Raw genomic sequence first — 13,797 nt, 5'->3', positions numbered from 1 at the left:
CAAGCCGGTCGGCGAGGGCGGCACCCCCGTCGACGACCGGGCCGTCGCCGCCGCGCGCGCCGCCGACGTCGAGCGCATCGCCTCCGGCGTACGGCCCGAGCCCGAGCCCGTCCGTCCGGAGCCGGCCGCCGAGCCGGAGCCGGCCGCGGTGGAGGAGAAGCCGGCCAGCGACTGGTTCGCCCCGCGCAAGTCCTCCCCGGCAGCGCCCGCGCCCGCCGCTCCCGCGCCGAAGCCCGCGCCCGCCCCGGCGGCCCCCGCGGCCCCCCGCGCCCTCGGCGCGGGCCCCTCGGCGTCCACCGGCGCCCCCGGCTTCACCGGCTCCGCCTCCGACGGCGTCCCGTCCGGCGCCGGCACCACCCAGAGCATGCCGATCGTCACCCTGCCGACCGGCCCCCAGCAGACGCCCGCGCACGGCAGCCCCGTCATCGACCCGACGGCCGCCGCGCCCGCCAACCCGCTGTACGACGACGGCCCCGGCCACACCCCGGCCGCCGGCACCCCCGTCCTCGGCGGCCCCGCGGCCCCCACCGGCCCCACCACCGGTCCCGTCACGGGCGGCAGCAGCATGGTCGCGGCCCCGGGCCGGCCGCGCGGCGGCGCGCCCCGTGGCGGTCAGCCGCAGGGTGAACGGCCGGGTGGCCCGCGGGGCGGTCAGCCCCAGGGCCCCCAGGGCGGTCAGCCGGGCGCGGGCCGGCTCGGCGCAGGCCAGCCCGGTGCCGGCCAGCCCGGTGCCGGTCCGGTGTACGCCGACGGCACGCCCCGCCTGTCCGACGACACCGCGGTCCTCACCCCGCAGCCCCCGGCGCCCGTCCCGGGCCCGGTCACCGGCCCGCTGACCGGTGGCGGCGGCAACGTCTCCGGCGCCACGCTGAACAGCGGCATGCCCTTCGTTCGCCCCGACGGCCCGGACCTGACGCCGCGTCTCCCCGAGCGCGACGAGGCCCCGGCCCCGGCCGCCCCGCGCCCGACCCCGGCGTCCACGGCCAGGCCCGTGAAGAAGCGCTCCAAGCTCGTCCTCGCCTGCGTCGGCGTCGTCGGCCTCGCCGGCGTGGCCTACGGCGCGGGACTGCTCCTCAACCACTCCGACGTCCCCAAGGGCACCACCGTGCTCGGCGTCGACGTCGGCGGCGGTACGAAGGAGGAGGCCGTCGCGAAGCTCGACGCGGCGCTCGGCAAGCGCGCCGACGCCCCGCTCCAGCTCAGCGTCGGCGGCAAGAAGGTCGAACTCGCCCCGGAGAAGGCCGGCCTCGCCCTGGACACCCAGGAGACCGTGCGCGCCGCCTCCGGCAGCGACTACAACCCCGTCTCCGTCATCGGCTCCCTCTTCGGCGGCGAGCGCGTCGCCCAGCCGGTCTTCCCGATCGACGAGGAGAAGCTGGCCGTCGCCCTCACCGACCTCTCCGGCAGCTCCGGCTCGGTCACCGAGGGCACCATCCTCTTCTCCCCGGGCAAGGTCACCCCGGTCGAGGGCAAGCCCGGCAAGGGCATCGACGTCCAGCGCGCCATCATCTCGGTCAAGGACGCCTACCGGGCCCAGGTCCAGACCGGTCTCACCAAGACCGTCGAGCTCCCCGTCGTCACCCGCCGGCCGACCATCACCAAGGCCGAGCTGAACCGGGCCATGGAGGAGTTCGCCCGGCCCGCCATGTCCGGCATCATCACCATCGAGGCCGGCGGCAAGAAGATCGACTTCGGCCCGAACCGCTCGCTGCCGAAGATCCTCTCCATGAAGGCCGTCGACGGGCGCCTGGTCGAGGTCTACGACAAGAAGGCGATCGACGAGCTCCTCGACGGCGTCTTCGACGGAGTCATGATCACCAAGGGCGACGGCACCAAGCACCAGGTCACCGCCGACGACGTCGCCTTCGTCATGCGCGACGCGCTGCGCGGCAAGACCAAGGCCGAGCGCACGAAGTCGATCGACCTCTCGGGCAACGGCTGACGGCCACCCGCCCGCACGCGTGGAGCCCCCACCCGCCCGGGTGGGGGCTCCACGCGTATCCCGGCAGTCCTGCCGTCACCACTCGCCGCCGTACCGCCGCTTCTTCGCCCGCAGCCACTCCTCGACCTCCCGCGTCTCGCTCACGGTCGCGGCGCGCAGATCCCCCGCCCTCACCGTCGCGACGAAGCGCACGAACCGCACCCGCCGGTGCTGTCCGTCCACGCCGATGACCTTGCCGGGACCGTAGACGTCGGTCCCGGTGTGGGCGACGAAGCTGCCGGGGGCGTGTGGGGTTGCCATGGGGGCCCTTCCGCTGTGTGTGCCGTACGTGTGCTGCTCACACAGTGGCGCGCCCGAGCCCGCCCCCACGAGGCGGACGCGCCCGAGCCGCCGAACGGCACGCGAAGGGACGCAAGGGCGTGTCGGTACGGCGCGGCCCACCCCGACCGCCGCAGTCCTCCGCCCCGCCCCCGCCGTCAGAACCAGTGCAGGCAGTGCGGTCGGTGGTCCGTGCGGAAGAGGGTGTCGGTCAGGGGGATCGCGGCCGGGTGGTGGGCGTGGAGGTGGCCGGCGCGGGCGAGGGTGCTCGGGGTCGTGCCGCCGAGGTAGATCGAGGCCAGGTCGCGCACGTCCAGGGACAGGTCGGGGGCGCGGTCCGTGGGGGTGCAGTCGGGCTTGCCGTCGCGGACGGTGAGGAGGTAGCGGTTGCGCTCGCCCAGGAACGGGTCGTCGACGTCGAGGACGAGCTCGCCGTCGGTGGACCAGCCGCGGGCGGTCAGGGCGCGCGGGACGTCGAGGAGCCGTACCCACAGCCAGTCGGTGTCGCCGCTCGGTTGACCGGCGCGGAAGTCCGCGAGCTGCCAGCGCAGCGGGTGTTCGGACGGGACGTGCTTGAACACGACCCGGCCGACCAGGTCGTGGCCGAGCGCGAACCGGGCCAGGGCCGTGAAGGCGGCGTCGTGCGTGGCGACGGTCTCGTCGACGGTCAGGGTGTCGCCGTCGAGCGCGTAGCTGGCGTAGCCGTCCGGGACGCCGTCGGCGTCGCGGTGGACGGCGACGTAGCGCGGGGCCGGAGCGACCGGCGGCTGGCCCGCGCCCCGGCTCCACCAGCGGTGCGGCCGGGAGAGCGCGCCGGGCTGGGCGCGGCGGTAGCGGTCGTAGACCTCTTCGAGGATGTCGCCGCACTCGGCGCGGCGCAGCACCTCGACCGAGCCCGTCGCGGGCGCCGCGGCGGCCCGGGGCGCGGCGAAGGCCGCCTGGAGGCGCGGCACCGTCAGCCGCCCCGTGTACGTCGCCGGCCCGTAGCCGTACCTGCCGTAGATCGGCGCCTCGGAGGCCAGCAGCACGGCGAGGAACTCGCCCCGTTCCCGCAGCTCCATGAGCTGGTGCCGCATCATCGCCGTGAGCACGCCCCGGCGCCGGTGCGTGGGCACGACGCCGACGGCGGTCACTCCGGCGGCCGGGGCGAGGAGCCCACCGGGCAGAGTGAGCTCGAACGCGTACGTGCCGCCGGTCCCTACGGGCCGGCCGTCCTCCGTGGCGGCGAGCATGCAGCGGTCCGGTTCGAGCGCCGCCCACCACACCCCGCCGCCGTCCTCGTCCGGGGTCTCCGGGAAGCGCCCGAACGCGGCGTGCAGCGTGTCGACGAAGACGTCGAAGTCCTGGTCGGTCGTGGAACGGATCCGCATGGCTGGCGCTGCCTCCCCGGCTCGTGGTCCCCCGCCACAGTGCAGCCCCGACCCGCCGGCCGGTCAAACGAATTACGGTCGACACGCCCGCCCCCGATCCGGTTGGCTGCGTGCCATGTCAGAGCTGCCTGAACCGCCAGAGCTGCCAGAGCTGCGCACCGATCGTCTCCTGCTCCGCCGCTGGCGGGACTCCGACCTCGAACCGTGGGCGGCGATGATGGCCGACCCCGAAGTCCGTGAGCACCTGGGCGAGTTGCTGACGCGTGAGCAGAGCGACGCCACGGTCGACCTCATGCGTGCCCAGTTCGACGAGCGCGGCTTCGGCTGGTGGGCGGTCGAACTCCGCGAGACCGGCGAGTTCCTCGGCCGGGCCGGCCTGGACCAGGTGGGCGCGTCCATGCCGTTCACGGCGGTCGACGTCGGCTGGCGGCTCAAGCGGGCGGCCTGGGGCCACGGTTACGCCACCGAGGCTGCCCGCGCCTGCCTGACGTTCGCCTTCGAGACCCTCCGACTGCCGGAGGTGATCGCGATGACGACCGTCCGCAACGTGCGCTCCCAGGCCGTGATGCGCCGACTCGGCATGACCCGCGACCCCGCCGACGACTTCGACGACCCGAGCGTCCCCGAGGGCCCGCTCCGCCGCTGCGTCCTCTACCGGATCGCCGCGCCGGCCAACCCTCCGGCGTAGCCCGGGCGCGGCTCAGTTCAGCCGCGCCCGCGCCGCCTTCGCCCGCTGCCTGATCGTCTCCGCCGCGCTCGGTTCGACCGCGTCCATCACCGTCGCGTACGCCTCCATCTCCGCCGCTCCCGTCAGGAAGTCCCCGCGCTGGACGAGGAGTTCGGCGCGCTCGTAGCGGAGGCGGGCCGGGTGGGAGGGGAGGAGGAGGGAGAGCTCGACGGCCCACAGGGCGACGTCGGAGCGCTCGGGGCGGGCGGCGGCCCAGGCGCGGATGTTGTTGAGGATGCGGAGCACGATCGCGGGGGCCGTCGCGGGCCGCAGCATCGTCGGGTCGAGGGCCTCGCCGGTGGCGCCCGCGACCAGGAGTTCGGCGTCGGTGGCGGTCATGGGACGCCCGCCCGCGAACGGGTCGGCGAGGTGCAGCTCGGCCGGGTCGCCGAAGCCGACGACGAAGTGGCCGGGCAGCCCGAGCCCGTACACCGGCGCCCCGGCCCGCCGGGCGACCTCCAGCCACACCACGGAGAGCAGGATCGGCAGGCCGCGCCGCCGCTTCAGCACCTCGTGCAGGAGCGAGGACTCCAGGCGCTGGTAGTCGGCGGTCACGCCCTGGAAGCCCTCGCGCCGGCCGAGCAGCTCGCCGAGGGCCGCGATCCACGCGTCGGCGCCCCGGGTCCCGTACGGCACGAGCCCGGCGAGCCGGTCGAGTTCGATCTCGGCCAGGTCCAGGTCGGCCTGCGTCACCGCGGGGTCGGCGACCGCGCCGACGAGCAGGCAGAGACGGGCGAGGTCGGGCCGCTCGGACCTGGCCTCCTCCGCGAACTCGCGCCGCCAGTCGGGCCCGGCCTCCTCGCCGGCCCCGCCCTCGCCGAATCCGCCCCCGCCGAATCCGCCCTCGCCCTGACCCCCGGCGCCCGCGTCGGTCACGCCTCGGTCCCGGGCCCGCGGTGGTGGTGGTAGTGGTGGTGCACGGTGAAGCCCATCCCGTCGTACAGCGCCCGCGCGCCGTCGTTGTCCGACTCCACCTGGAGCCAGGCCGCCGAGGCGCCCTCGTCCAGGGCCCGGCGGGCCAGCACGGTCATGACGGCCGTCGCCAGCCCGCGCCGCCGCTGCTCCGGGTCGACCTCGACCGCCATGAAACCGGCCCAGCGTCCGTCGACCACCAGGCGTCCGATGGCCGCCGGTATGTCTCCCGTGCCCGGCACGGACGCGAACCACACGCTCGGCCCGCTGCCGAGCACCTTCAGGACGTGCGGTCCGGGCTCGCCGAAGCGCTGGTAGCGCCGCAGCCACTGCTCGTCGACCGCGCGGGACAGCCGGACCTCCGACACGGCGGACGCGTCCGCGTCGAGGTCGCCGATCGGCGCCAGCGCCGCGGTCCGCAGCTCCGCCGAGACCTCGCGGACCCAGCCGCGCCGCTCCAGCTCGGCGCCGAGCACCTCCTGGGTGTCCTCCGCGCCCGTCGCGGTCTGGACGTACGGGGGCAGGCCCCGGGCCGCGTACCACTCCCGTACGCGGGTCAGCGCGGCGTCCAGCGGCATCCCGGGGTCGCCGAGCGGCAGCACCGAATTGGCCCGCCGGGTGAATCCTCCGGCCGCGCGCAGCGTCCACTCGCCCAGCGGCTCGCTCTCCACGGGCTGCCAGGCGCGCGCGGCGGCCCGGGCGAGCTCGGGGAAGCCGGCGGCGGGGCCGCGGCGGCGGGCCGGGGCGGCGGGGACGACCTTGCCGGCGGCGAGGGCGGATTCCGCGATCCGGACGGTCTGGCCGGTCCGGCGTGTGATCAGCAGCACACCCTCGTCCCATGATGTGAGAACGCCGACCGCGTCAGTGAATCGCTCCCCCGGCGCGGACGACTCCGTCACGTACCGAACTGAGACACGTTTTCCCACGTCAGCGGCGGTAATTCGCACTTCGAGGCGTCCGCCCTCGGTGAATTCCACAGCTTCTCAGCCCCTCCTGTTCGGATCGTCCCCAAGAACGGAGATACTAGGGGCGGGCATCGACGACACCGCGCTCCCGCGCAGACCAGCCCTATCGAGGAGGAACGACAGCGTGACCTACGTCATCGCGCAGCCTTGTGTCGACGTCAAGGACAAGGCGTGCATCGAGGAGTGCCCCGTCGACTGCATCTACGAGGGCCAGCGGTCCTTGTACATCCACCCGGACGAGTGCGTCGACTGCGGGGCCTGTGAGCCGGTCTGTCCGGTCGAGGCGATCTTCTACGAGGACGACACCCCGGAGGAGTGGAAGGACTACTACAAGGCGAACGTCGAGTTCTTCGACGAGCTCGGTTCGCCCGGTGGTGCCTCCAAGCTCGGTCTGATCGAGCGCGACCACCCCTTCATCGCCGCCCTGCCGCCGCAGAACGGCTGATCGGACGATCATCCACCCTCGGTCCCGTACGGCGACGCCGCCGCTGTACGGGACCGTTGTGTTCTCCGTGTTCTCCGTACGTACGAGGAAGTGAGCCCCACCGTGAGCGCCCCCGTCTCTTCACGTCTGCCCGTCTTCCCCTGGGACAGGCTGGAGCCCTACAAGGCGACCGCGGCCGCCCACCCGGACGGCATCGTGGACCTGTCCGTGGGCACGCCGGTCGACCCGGTCCCCGCGCTGATCCAGGAGGCCCTGGTCGCGGCGGCGGACTCGCCGGGCTATCCCACGGTGTGGGGCACCAAGGAGCTGCGGGACGCGCTCACCGGCTGGTGCGAGCGGCGCCTCGGCGCCGTCGGCTTCGCCCACGAGAACGTGCTGCCGGTCGTCGGCTCCAAGGAGCTGGTGGCCTGGCTGCCGACCCAGCTCGGCCTCGGCGCGGGGGACCGGGTCGCCTACCCGCGGCTCGCCTACCCGACGTACGAGGTCGGCGCCCGCCTCTGCGGCGCCGAGCCCGTCGTCTACGACACGGAGACATTTGCGAGTGACCCCGCGGGGACGGAGCTCGACCCGGCCGGCCTGAAGCTGCTGTGGCTCAACTCCCCGTCCAACCCGACCGGCAAGGTCCTCGGCAAGGACGAGCTGACCCGGATCGTCGCCTGGGCGCGCGAGCACGGCGTGCTCGTCTTCTCCGACGAGTGCTACCTGGAGCTGGGCTGGGAGGCCGACCCGGTCTCCGTCCTGCACCCGGACGTCTGCGGCGGCTCGTACGAGGGGATCGTCGCCGTCCACTCGCTCTCCAAGCGCTCCAACCTGGCCGGCTACCGCGCCGCCTTCATCGCGGGCGACGCCGCCGTCCTCGGCGAGCTGCTCCAGATCCGCAAGCACGGCGGCATGATGACCGCCGCGCCCGTCCAGGCCGCCACCGTCGCCGCGCTCGGCGACGACGCGCACGTGACCGAGCAGCGCGAGCGGTACGCGGCCCGGCGATCCGCCCTGCGCACGGCCCTGGAGGCGCACGGCTTCCGGATCGAGCACAGCGAGGCCAGCCTCTACCTGTGGGTGACCCGCGACGAGCCCTGCTGGGACACCGTGGCGTACCTGGCCGAGAAGGGCATCCTGGTCGCGCCCGGCGACTTCTACGGCGAGGCCGGGGAGCGCTTCGTGCGGGTGGCGTTCACGGCGACCGACGAGCGGGTCGAGGCCGCCGTCAAGCGTCTGGGCTAGGCCTTCACACGTACGGGAGGGCCCGGGGAGCGTTGTGCTCCCCGGGCCCTCCCTTTCTGCCCTGCGACCGGCAGGTCAGCCGCCGAGCGGCAGGCCGCCCATCAGCTGGCCGGTCGGCAGCTTGCCGAGCGCGCCGCCCGTGGGGGCCTCGGCCTGCTCGGTGACGGTGCCCGTGGTCTGGCCGACGGTGTTCGTCGCCTCGTCGGCGGTGTTGCCGGCGGTGAGCTTCTGTGCGGCCGGGACCTTGTTCGCGACACCGGTCGCGGTACCGAGGGCACCCTCGGCACCGGCCTTGTCCAGGGAGGTCAGACCCGTCAGGGCGCCGGTCGGCGCGAGCGACTGGTCCGCGGCGCACGCGGAGCCGGCCGCCGCGACCACGGGGGCTGCTCCGGCCGCGACGAGCAGGGCGGCCTGGGCGATCCGACGGGTCAGGGGGAGGGACATGGTGCTCCTTCGACGGAGAGGACGTGTACGCGGTGACAACCGGCCCCGGGGCGGGGGAGGTTGCGGACGCCGAAGGTAAAGACTGGGTAATGCGTCGTATTGTCGGGCGGGGAGGAAACCGGACGAACGGTTCAGTCGCCCCGCGAGTGCCGAACCGTCACTCCCCTTGCGCGACAAGGGCGTTGCCGTGACATGACAGCAGGCCGGAAGCCTGCTCGGCCGGCTCCGCGCCGCCGATGACGCATGACACCTTCGAGGGACAGGCCGTACGGCTGCCCGATGTCGCCTCCGGCCGTACGGCGCGGCCTGTACGGCGAGGTCTGCCCGGTAGTGCCTGCTCGGCGAGGCCCGTACGGTCCCGGGCCGCTAGCCCGCCGCCAGCCGCAGCCGCACCGACGAGCCGTCCGTCCCCTGGCCGCCGCCCCCGTCCGCCGGCTCCCACTCGCCCGACGAGTCGTCCGCGACCCACACCCGGTCCCCGTACGACACCTCGGCTATGCGCAGCTCGCCGGCCCGGGCCACGGCCCACTGCGCCAGCTCCCAGCCGCGCTGCTCGCGCGGGTCGCGGGACTCGCGCACCGGCAGCGCGAGCTCGGCGGCCGGCGCCGCCGCGTTCGCTCCGGCCGCGCCGCCGGCCGCCGGGGCGGGCCTGGGGGCGGTCTCCTTGCCGAAGGCCCTGACGACCTCGTCCCGGACCCGTCCGGGATCGCCCGGCCGGCCCTTCCTGGTGTCGGCCGTGCAGCTGAGCGAGGCGGGCGCGTGCCCGGTCAGGGCGGCGGAGAGGAGCGTGGCGTCCGGCTCGTGCTTCGCGTACGCCTGCGGGTAGCCGCTGCGCTGCACCTTCTGCGCCGCCACCGTCAGCGGCAGCCGTGAGTAGCCCGGGACCTTCTCCAGGCCCTCGTAGAACTTCGTGGACGAGTACACCGGGTCGAGGATCTGCTCCGGATCGCCCCAGCCCTGCGAGGGGCGCTGCTGGAACAGCCCCAGGGAGTCGCGGTCGCCGTGCTGGATGTTGCGCAGCCCCGACTCCTGGATCGCGGTCGCGAGCGCGATCGTCACCGCGCGCTCCGGCAGGCCGCGGCTCGTGCCGACGGCGGCGATGGTCGCCGCGTTGGACGCCTGCTCCGGGGTGAACTCGTACTGGTTCGCCCCGGTTCCCACCCGGCAGCGTGGCGCGCCCTTGCTGCCCGTGACGTAGTGCACGGCCACGTAGGCGACCAGGCCGAGGAGCACGGAGAACGCCGCCACGAACCGGGCGGCGCGGCCGCGGCGGGCGGGAGCGGGGACACGGCGGGGCTCGGACACGCGCCCCACCGTACTGGAGGCCGGGTTAGGGTCGGCACATGGCTGACACCGCTTCTCACCAGACCCCCGAAGGCCGTCCGCTGGACCTCGCGCTGGACGGCGCCGCGCTCACCGCGGCCCTGGTCGACTTCCCGTCCGTGAGCGGAACCGAGAAGCCGCTCGCCGACGCGATCGAGCAGGTGCTGCGCGAACTGCCGCACCTCACCGTCGACCGCTACGGCAACAACGTCGTCGCCCGCACGAACCTGGGCCGCGAGGAGCGGGTCGTCCTCGCCGGCCACATCGACACCGTGCCGATCGCCGACAACGTGCCCTCGCGCCTCGACGAGGACGGCATCCTGTGGGGCTGCGGCACCACCGACATGAAGTCGGGCGTCGCCGTGCAGCTGCGGATCGCCGCCACCGTGCCCGCGCCCAACCGCGACCTCACCTTCGTCTTCTACGACAACGAGGAGGTCGCCGCCCACCTCAACGGCCTCGGCAAGATCGCCGAGGCCCACCCGGAGTGGCTCGCGGGCGACTTCGCCGTCCTCCTCGAACCCTCCGACGGCCAGGTCGAGGGCGGCTGCCAGGGCACTCTCCGTGTCAAGCTGCGCACGGCCGGCGAGCGCGCCCACTCCGCGCGCTCCTGGATGGGCTCCAACGCCATCCACGCCGCCGCCCCCATCCTCGACCGCCTCGCCGCGTACGAGCCGCGCAAGCCGGTCATCGACGGCCTCGAGTACCACGAGGGCCTCAACGCGGTCGCCATCGAGGGCGGCGTCGCGACCAACGTCATCCCCGACGAGTGCGTCGTCACCGTCAACTACCGCTACGCCCCCGACCTCTCCCCGGCCGAGGCCCTGGCCCACGTCCAGGAGGTGTTCGCCGACTGCGGCGTCGCGGAGATGATCGTGGACGACGAGAGCCCCGGCGCCCTGCCCGGCCTGTCCCACCCCGCCGCCGCGGCCTTCATGAAGGCGGTCGGCGGCGCCGCGCACCCCAAGTTCGGCTGGACCGACGTCGCCCGCTTCAGCGCGCTCGGCGTCCCGGCGGTCAACTACGGCCCCGGCGACCCGTTCTTCGCGCACAAGCGGGACGAGCACGTGCACGTCGACCGGATCCACCACTGCGAGGCGCGGCTGCGCGAGTGGCTCACGGATCTCCACTGAGCGATTCCCGTAATTTCGCTTTTCTTCACCTCTGTGGACCTACCCTGACCGGGAAGATCAGAGAACGGTGAAAGGAGCGGACCATGGGTGTACCCGATGAGCCGAAGAAGCTGGAGGAGCAGCGTCTCGGTCCGGTGGTCAGGCGCCGTGACCAGGTCCAGCCCGGCACCACCGACCAGCGTCTGCTCGACACCGAGGGCGATTCGGAGTGGGTGCACACCGACCCCTGGCGGGTCATGCGCATCCAGTCCGAGTTCGTGGAGGGCTTCGGCGCGCTCGCCGAACTGCCGAGCGCGATCAGCGTCTTCGGCTCCGCCCGTACGAAGCCGGGCACACCCGAGTACGAGGCGGGCGTACGGCTCGGCCGCGCGCTCGTCGAGGCGGGCTTCGCGGTGATCACGGGCGGCGGCCCGGGCGCCATGGAGGCGGCGAACAAGGGCGCCAGGGACGCCAAGGGCGTCTCGGTCGGCCTCGGCATCGAGCTCCCCTTCGAGCAGGGCCTCAACCCGCACGTCGACATCGGCGTGAACTTCCGCTACTTCTTCGTCCGCAAGACGATGTTCGTGAAGTACGCGCAGGGCTTCGTCGTCCTGCCGGGCGGCCTCGGCACCCTCGACGAGCTCTTCGAGGCCCTGACCCTCGTCCAGACCCGCAAGGTCACCCGCTTCCCGATCGTCCTCTTCGGTTCGGAGTACTGGAAGGGCCTCGTCGACTGGCTCCGCGACTCGGTCGTCGCGGGCGGCAAGGCGTCGGAGCACGACCTGCTGCTCTTCCACGTGACGGACGACGTGGACGAGGCGGTGGCGCTGGTGTCGAAGGAGGTCGGCCGGTAGGCCGACACCGTGCCGGGGGCGTCCGCTCATGGCGCCCCCGCCCCGCCCCGTCCCACGCAGGCCCTCGCCCACGCAGGCCCTCGCCTGCGCCGGTCGCCGCCTGAGCCGGCCCCCGCCCTACGCCGGCCGCCGCCTGCGCCAGTCCCCGCCTACGCCAGTCCCCGCCGCGCGACGGCCGGTGCCCGGTGCCCGGCGATCGACGCGACCATGTCCAGCACCTGCTTCGTCTCGGCGACCTCGTGCACCCGGTACACCTGCGCCCCCAGCCACGCCGAGACCGCCGTCGTCGCCAGCGTGCCCAGCACCCGCTCCTTCACCGGCCGGTCCAGCGTCTCGCCCACGAAGTCCTTGTTGGACAGCGACACCAGGACCGGCCAGCCGGTCTCCGTCATCTCCCCGAGCCGCCGGGTCGCCTCCAGGCTGTGCCGGGTGTTCTTCCCGAAGTCGTGACCGGGGTCGATCATGATCCCGTCGCGTCGCACGCCGAGCGCGACCGCGCGCTCCGCGAGACCGACGGTGACCCGCAGGATGTCGGCCATGACGTCCTCGTACTCGACCCGGTGCGGCCGGGTCCGCGGCTCGACACCGCCGGCGTGGGTGCAGACGAGCCCCGCGCCGTACTTCGCGGCGACCTCGGCGAGCCGCGGGTCGACCCCGCCCCACGCGTCGTTCAGCAGGTCCGCGCCGGCCTCGCAGACCGCCTCGCCGACGTCCGCGCGCCAGGTGTCGACGCTGATGACGACGTCGGGATGGCGGCGCCGGACCTCGGCGACGAAGCCGACCGTGCGGCGGGCCTCCTCCTCGGCGGTGACCTCCTCGCCGGGACCCGCCTTGACGCCGCCGATGTCGATGATCGCCGCGCCCTCGGCCACGGCCTGCTCGACGCGGGCGAGCGCCGGCTCGTCCCGGAAGGTGGCCCCCTGGTCGTAGAAGGAGTCCGGAGTCCGGTTCACGATCGCCATGATCACCGGCTCGTGGGGTCCGAATTCCCGCCGTCCCAAGCGCAGCATCCCTTATGTCCTCCCTCGCGGCCGGTGCCCGGCATCGTCTGCGACCCTAACTGTCGGTGGCGCATGGCACGATCGGCACGGGACGTTTTCCGATGGCGGGAACGACCGGGAAGCTGACGGGGAAAGGCTCGCACGTGTTCTGGTTTCTGCTGATCACGATGGTCGTGGTCGTCGCGGCGGTCACGCTGGCGGTGGTGGGCGGCGGCGAGAGCGAGGTGCTGCCCGAGGTGGCCCCCGAGCAGCTGGTGGACCCGTTGCCCGCGACCCGGCCGGTCGACCGGGCCGATGTCGAGGCGCTGCGGCTGCCGGTCTCGGCCCGTGGCTACCGGATGACGGACGTGGACGACGTCCTGGACCGGCTCGGCGCCGAGCTGGCGGAGCGGGACTCCCGGATCGCGGACCTGGAGGCGGCGCTGGCCACCGCCCGGTCCCGGGACGAGCGGGGCGAGCGCGGCGAGGAGGACGAGGCATGAGCGACGCGACCGTGCGCGACACGACCGAAGGCGACGACACGACGGTGGGCGAGCAGGTCGTGGTGGGGCAGACCGTCGGCGAGCTCGTGGGCCGGGCCGTCGCGGGCCCGGACGGGCTGCTGCGCTGCCCGTGGGGCCTGTCGACCGAGGACTACGTGGCGTACCACGACGAGGAGTGGGGCCGCCCCGTCCACGGCGACGACGCGCTGTTCGAGCGGCTGTGCCTGGAGGCGTTCCAGTCCGGCCTGTCCTGGATCACGATCCTGCGCCGCCGGGAGGGCTTCCGGAAGGCGTTCTCCGGCTTCCGGATCGCCGACGTGGCCGGCTTCACCGATGCGGACCGCGAGCGGCTCCTCGCGGACGAGGGCATCATCCGCAACCGCGCCAAGATCGACGCCACCATGGCCAACGCCAAGGTGCTCGCCGAGTGGGCTCCCGGCGAGCTCGACGCGCTGATCTGGTCGTATGCGCCGGATCCGGCGACCCGCCCGGCCCCGCTCACGATCGGCGACGTGCCGGCGGTGACGGACGAGTCGACGGCCCTGTCCAAGGACCTCAAGAAGCGCGGCCTGCGCTTCATCGGCCCGACGACGGCGTACGCGCTGATGCAGGCGTGCGGCCTGGTCGACGACCACGTCACCGGCTGCATCGCGCGCGGCCGGAGCTAGCGCCGAGGCC

The 13,797-nt window shown here is 74.0% G+C and carries 15 protein-coding genes; 8 read left to right on the top strand and 7 right to left on the bottom strand.

The features are described from left to right. Positions 1-364 precede the first annotated feature (364 nt). A complete protein-coding gene (locus ACIRSU_RS16135) occupies positions 365-1,942 on the top strand; it encodes a hypothetical protein (RefSeq protein WP_403792594.1) in 1,578 nt (525 codons plus the stop codon). Between the two features lie 75 nt (positions 1,943-2,017). On the opposite strand, the gene ACIRSU_RS16130 is transcribed toward ACIRSU_RS16135, so the two are convergent. After that, entirely contained in the window at positions 2,018-2,242 is a 225-nt protein-coding gene (locus ACIRSU_RS16130) for a hypothetical protein (protein WP_403792459.1), read from the bottom strand. Between the two features lie 176 nt (positions 2,243-2,418). After that, positions 2,419-3,630, bottom strand: coding sequence for a GNAT family N-acetyltransferase (locus ACIRSU_RS16125; protein WP_403792457.1), 1,212 nt, complete (start codon positions 3,628-3,630; stop codon positions 2,419-2,421). Positions 3,631-3,745: 115 nt separating this feature from the next. On the opposite strand from ACIRSU_RS16125, the gene ACIRSU_RS16120 reads away from it, so the two are divergent. After that, positions 3,746-4,318 (top strand): GNAT family N-acetyltransferase, encoded by a 573-nt coding sequence (locus tag ACIRSU_RS16120; protein WP_403792455.1) that lies wholly within the window; start codon positions 3,746-3,748, stop codon positions 4,316-4,318. 12 nt (positions 4,319-4,330) lie between these two features. On the opposite strand, the gene ACIRSU_RS16115 is transcribed toward ACIRSU_RS16120, so the two are convergent. Together ACIRSU_RS16115 and ACIRSU_RS16110 are read right to left on the bottom strand one after the other, a co-directional pair. Then, a complete protein-coding gene (locus ACIRSU_RS16115; RefSeq protein ID WP_403792453.1) occupies positions 4,331-5,233 on the bottom strand; it encodes a tetratricopeptide repeat protein in 903 nt (300 codons plus the stop codon). Next, positions 5,230-6,246 (bottom strand): GNAT family N-acetyltransferase, encoded by a 1,017-nt coding sequence (locus tag ACIRSU_RS16110; RefSeq protein WP_403792451.1) that lies wholly within the window; start codon positions 6,244-6,246, stop codon positions 5,230-5,232. Before ACIRSU_RS16110 ends, ACIRSU_RS16115 begins: the two co-directional genes overlap by 4 nt. A 112-nt stretch (positions 6,247-6,358) precedes the next feature. Here ACIRSU_RS16110 and fdxA point away from each other — a divergent pair, with 112 nt between their 5' ends. Both fdxA and dapC read left to right on the top strand, forming a co-directional pair. Then, a complete protein-coding gene (gene fdxA, locus ACIRSU_RS16105) occupies positions 6,359-6,679 on the top strand; it encodes a ferredoxin (RefSeq protein ID WP_010474859.1) in 321 nt (106 codons plus the stop codon). A gap of 90 nt (positions 6,680-6,769) precedes the next feature. Then, positions 6,770-7,903: a succinyldiaminopimelate transaminase gene (gene dapC, locus ACIRSU_RS16100; protein WP_403792449.1), complete on the top strand. Its 1,134-nt coding sequence runs from the start codon at positions 6,770-6,772 to the stop codon at positions 7,901-7,903. 75 nt (positions 7,904-7,978) lie between these two features. Here the strand turns inward: dapC and ACIRSU_RS16095 are convergent, their stop codons facing one another. Both ACIRSU_RS16095 and ACIRSU_RS16090 read right to left on the bottom strand, forming a co-directional pair. Further along, the gene (locus tag ACIRSU_RS16095) at positions 7,979-8,347 is read right to left on the bottom strand and encodes an ATP-binding protein (protein ID WP_403792447.1); all 369 of its coding nucleotides are present in this window, start codon (positions 8,345-8,347) and stop codon (positions 7,979-7,981) included. 366 nt (positions 8,348-8,713) lie between these two features. Beyond that, entirely contained in the window at positions 8,714-9,661 is a 948-nt protein-coding gene (locus ACIRSU_RS16090; RefSeq protein WP_403792445.1) for a hypothetical protein, read from the bottom strand. 29 nt (positions 9,662-9,690) lie between these two features. On the opposite strand from ACIRSU_RS16090, the gene dapE reads away from it, so the two are divergent. Further along, complete coding sequence (gene dapE, locus ACIRSU_RS16085) at positions 9,691-10,803, top strand: succinyl-diaminopimelate desuccinylase (RefSeq protein ID WP_403792443.1); 1,113 nt, start codon at positions 9,691-9,693, stop codon at positions 10,801-10,803. A gap of 83 nt (positions 10,804-10,886) precedes the next feature. Continuing rightward, positions 10,887-11,636, top strand: coding sequence for a TIGR00730 family Rossman fold protein (locus tag ACIRSU_RS16080; protein WP_403792441.1), 750 nt, complete (start codon positions 10,887-10,889; stop codon positions 11,634-11,636). Between the two features lie 149 nt (positions 11,637-11,785). Here the strand turns inward: ACIRSU_RS16080 and folP are convergent, their stop codons facing one another. Beyond that, positions 11,786-12,646 (bottom strand): dihydropteroate synthase, encoded by an 861-nt coding sequence (gene folP, locus ACIRSU_RS16075; RefSeq protein WP_403792439.1) that lies wholly within the window; start codon positions 12,644-12,646, stop codon positions 11,786-11,788. Positions 12,647-12,780: 134 nt separating this feature from the next. On the opposite strand from folP, the gene ACIRSU_RS16070 reads away from it, so the two are divergent. Continuing rightward, complete coding sequence (locus ACIRSU_RS16070) at positions 12,781-13,119, top strand: DivIVA domain-containing protein (protein ID WP_403792437.1); 339 nt, start codon at positions 12,781-12,783, stop codon at positions 13,117-13,119. Between the two features lie 86 nt (positions 13,120-13,205). Continuing rightward, a complete protein-coding gene (locus ACIRSU_RS16065) occupies positions 13,206-13,787 on the top strand; it encodes a DNA-3-methyladenine glycosylase I (protein ID WP_403792592.1) in 582 nt (193 codons plus the stop codon). Positions 13,788-13,797 lie beyond the last annotated feature (10 nt).

It is taken from the genome of Streptomyces sp. NPDC101160, assembly GCF_044768205.1.
In the GTDB taxonomy this organism is placed as follows: domain Bacteria; phylum Actinomycetota; class Actinomycetes; order Streptomycetales; family Streptomycetaceae; genus Streptomyces.
Note: the sequence above shows the minus strand (reverse complement) of the source record. Positions and strands in the feature narration are given on the sequence as shown.

Bases quoted from the DNA above. Each gene is read 5' to 3' on its own strand.
- ACIRSU_RS16135 (WP_403792594.1), top strand. From the start codon at position 365: ATGCCGATCGTCACCCTGCCGACCGGCCCCCAGCAGACGCCCGCGCAC.
- ACIRSU_RS16130 (WP_403792459.1), bottom strand. From the start codon at position 2,242: ATGGCAACCCCACACGCCCCCGGCAGCTTCGTCGCCCACACCGGGACC.
- ACIRSU_RS16125 (WP_403792457.1), bottom strand. From the start codon at position 3,630: ATGCGGATCCGTTCCACGACCGACCAGGACTTCGACGTCTTCGTCGAC.
- ACIRSU_RS16120 (WP_403792455.1), top strand. From the start codon at position 3,746: ATGTCAGAGCTGCCTGAACCGCCAGAGCTGCCAGAGCTGCGCACCGAT.
- ACIRSU_RS16095 (WP_403792447.1), bottom strand. From the start codon at position 8,347: ATGTCCCTCCCCCTGACCCGTCGGATCGCCCAGGCCGCCCTGCTCGTC.
- dapE (WP_403792443.1), top strand. From the start codon at position 9,691: ATGGCTGACACCGCTTCTCACCAGACCCCCGAAGGCCGTCCGCTGGAC.
- ACIRSU_RS16080 (WP_403792441.1), top strand. From the start codon at position 10,887: ATGGGTGTACCCGATGAGCCGAAGAAGCTGGAGGAGCAGCGTCTCGGT.
- folP (WP_403792439.1), bottom strand. From the start codon at position 12,646: ATGCTGCGCTTGGGACGGCGGGAATTCGGACCCCACGAGCCGGTGATC.